Genomic DNA, 2,959 nt, shown 5'->3' with positions numbered 1-2,959 from the left:
CACTGCCGGGCCGGTAGTGGGGACGGCGGCGGCCGGCGTTTGGGCCGGCGCGGCTAGTGGCAGCAGGCTAATGGCCGCCGCCAGCGCCGCTATATTTTTTCTACCCCACTTCCGAATTCTGGCCCCGAGCGTCATGCCTGCTGAAATATCGGCCAAAGGTACGGCCCCGGGCACGGCGGGCAGACGCCCAGCACGTATCTTGCGACTTGGTTTACTGACGGAAATAATAAAATAATTCGTTGGCAAACGTTTTCGCAGGTCTTTCGGGCGAACTTCCTGCGGGCTGCCGCGCTTCATACACAACCCCCAATTCATTCCCATTTCCCACCAACCAATGCAAACATTTCGACGCATGACGGGCCTGCTGCTCACGCTGCTGGCCTTCGCCATCCACGCCCAGGCGCAGGTGACGGTTTCGCCGGTGTTCTTCACCGACACCACGCCCATCACCATCACCTATGACGCCACCCAGGGCAACGGGGCGCTGGCCAACTTCACTGGCGATGTGTACATCTGGACCGGCACCGTGACCAACCTGAGCACCAGCAACACCAACTGGCGCAACGTGCACAGCCCCAGCTTCGGCGCGGCCGACCCCACGGCCCTGATGACGCGCGACGCCACCAATCCCAATCTCTACCGCATCAGCTTCACGCCGCGCAGCTATTACCCCATCCCCGCGGGTGAAACGCTGCTGCGCCTGGGCATGATTTTCAAGAATGCCGCGGGTACCACGGTGGGCCGCGCCTCGGGCGGGGGCGACATTTTCGTGGATGCCACGCAGCCTGGCCTCTCGGCCCGCATTACCAGCCCGGTGAATACCACCGGCAACCCGCTGTTTGTGAACGCCAACAGCCAGGTTTCGATTACCGGCACCGCCTCGGCCGCCGCCACCCTCACCTACACCCTGAACGGTACGCAGGTGGCCCAGCAGGCCAACGCTACTACCCTCAGCACCACCGTCACGGCCACCCAGGCGGGCCGCAACGTGGTGCGCTTCACGGCTACGGCGGGCACGTCGTCGGCCGTCGATTCGCTGATTTTTGTGGTGCGCCCGGCCGTGACCGTGGCCGCGCTGCCCGCCGGCACGAAGGACGGCGTGACGTACCTGGCCGGCGGCACGTCGGTGATTTTTAACATCACCGCGCCCAACAAGCAGTTTGCCTATGTGCTGGGCGAGTTCAACAACTGGCAGGCCGACAACGCCGCCTACATGAACCGCACGCCCGACGGTACCCGCTACTGGGTGCAGATTAACGGCCTGACGCCGGGCCGCGAATACGCCTACCAGTACCTCGTGGATGGCACCATTCGCGTGGCCGACCCCTACGCCGAAAAAATCCTCGACCCCAACGACGACCAATACATCCCGGCCGTTACCTACCCCAATCTGAAAGCCTACCCCACGGGCAAAACCACCGGCATCGTATCGGTGCTGCAAACCGGCCAGACGCCCTACGCCTGGCAGACCACCAACTTCCAGCGCCCCAGCCGCGCCGACCTCGTGGTGTATGAGCTGCTGATGCGCGACTTCACGGCCCGCCACGACTACCAGACCCTGCGCGACACGCTCAACTACATTCAGCGCCTGGGCGTGAACTGCATCGAACTCATGCCCATCAACGAGTTCGACGGCAACGACAACTGGGGCTACAGCCCCGATTTCTTCTTCGCGCCCGATAAATACTACGGCACCAAGCAGGCCCTTAAGCAGTTTATCGACGAAGCCCACCGCCGCGGCATTGCCGTGGTGCTCGACGTGGTGCTGAACCACGCCACCGGCCAGAACCCCATGGTGCAGCTGTACGGCAGCACGGCCGGTCCCTCGGCCGATAACCCCTGGTTCAACGTGACGGCCCCACACCCCTACAGCGTCTACAACGACTTCAACCACGAAAGCCTCTACACCAAGTACTTCTCGAAGCAGGTGATGAGCTACTGGGTGCAGGAATACCACGTCGACGGCTACCGTTTTGACCTCGCCGGCGGTTTCACGCAAAAGCAGACCACGACCAGTACCTACGGCGATTACGACCAGTCCCGCATCAACATCTGGATGGACTACTACCAGCACATGATGAGCGTGGACGCCGGCATGTACCCCATTCTGGAGCACTTCCCCGCCAACAGCGAGGGCAAGGTGCTGGCCGATAGCGGCTTCATGCTGTGGGGCAATGCCAACTACAACTACAACGAGGCCACTATGGGCTACCTGCCCGGCTCCAACTTCAGCTACGGCTACTACGGCAGCCCCACCCAGGGCGGCCGCGGCTGGAACAACCCCAACCTGGTAACCTACATGGAAAGCCACGACGAGGAGCGCCTGATGTACAAGAACCTGACCTTCGGCAATTCCTCGGGCACCTACAGCACCAAAGACCTGAACACCGCCCTGGCCCGCCAGGAGCTGGCCGCCGCGTTCTTCTTCACCGTGCCCGGCCCCAAAATGATTTGGCAGTTTGGTGAGCTCGGCTACGACAAGTCCATCTTCATGTGCTCGAACGGCACCGTGCCCACGCCCTATCCCAACGACCAGTGCAAGCTGAGCGCCAAGCCGCCGGTGTGGCCCTACTACCAGGATGCCAACCGCCGCCAGCTCTACAACACCTACCGCGCCCTCATCGCGCTCAAGAAAGTGGAGCCCGTGTTCGAAAACCCGACCACTTACACGCAGCAGCTTTCCGGTGCCGCCAAGTCTATTCACCTGGCCAACGCTAACACCAGCGTCACCATCATCGGCAACTTCGACGTGAACCCCACTACTATCGACCCGGCCTTCCAGAGCACCGGCAAGTGGTACAACTACCTCGCCGGCGACAGCATCACGGTCACGAACGTGAATGCCCTCATCAGCCTCGCGCCCGGCCAGTACGCCGTGTACACCAGCCGCCGCATCCGCAAGGCCACGCTGCTGCCCACCCGTGCCGAGCAGGCCGCCAGCATCCTGCGCCTCACGGCC

At 62.6% G+C, this 2,959-nt stretch carries 2 protein-coding genes; one reads left to right on the top strand and one right to left on the bottom strand.

The window, feature by feature from the left end:
- On the bottom strand, nt 1-297 hold a 297-nt coding region (locus ACYVDE_RS18920), incomplete at its 3' end, for a hypothetical protein (RefSeq protein ID WP_460503104.1).
- A gap of 37 nt (nt 298-334) precedes the next feature.
- Here ACYVDE_RS18920 and ACYVDE_RS18915 point away from each other — a divergent pair.
- A partial coding sequence (locus tag ACYVDE_RS18915) for a DUF4961 domain-containing protein (RefSeq protein WP_460503103.1) occupies nt 335-2,959 on the top strand: 2,625 nt, incomplete at its 3' end.

It is taken from the genome of Hymenobacter agri, assembly GCF_054778495.1.
Note: the sequence above shows the minus strand (reverse complement) of the source record. Positions and strands in the feature narration are given on the sequence as shown.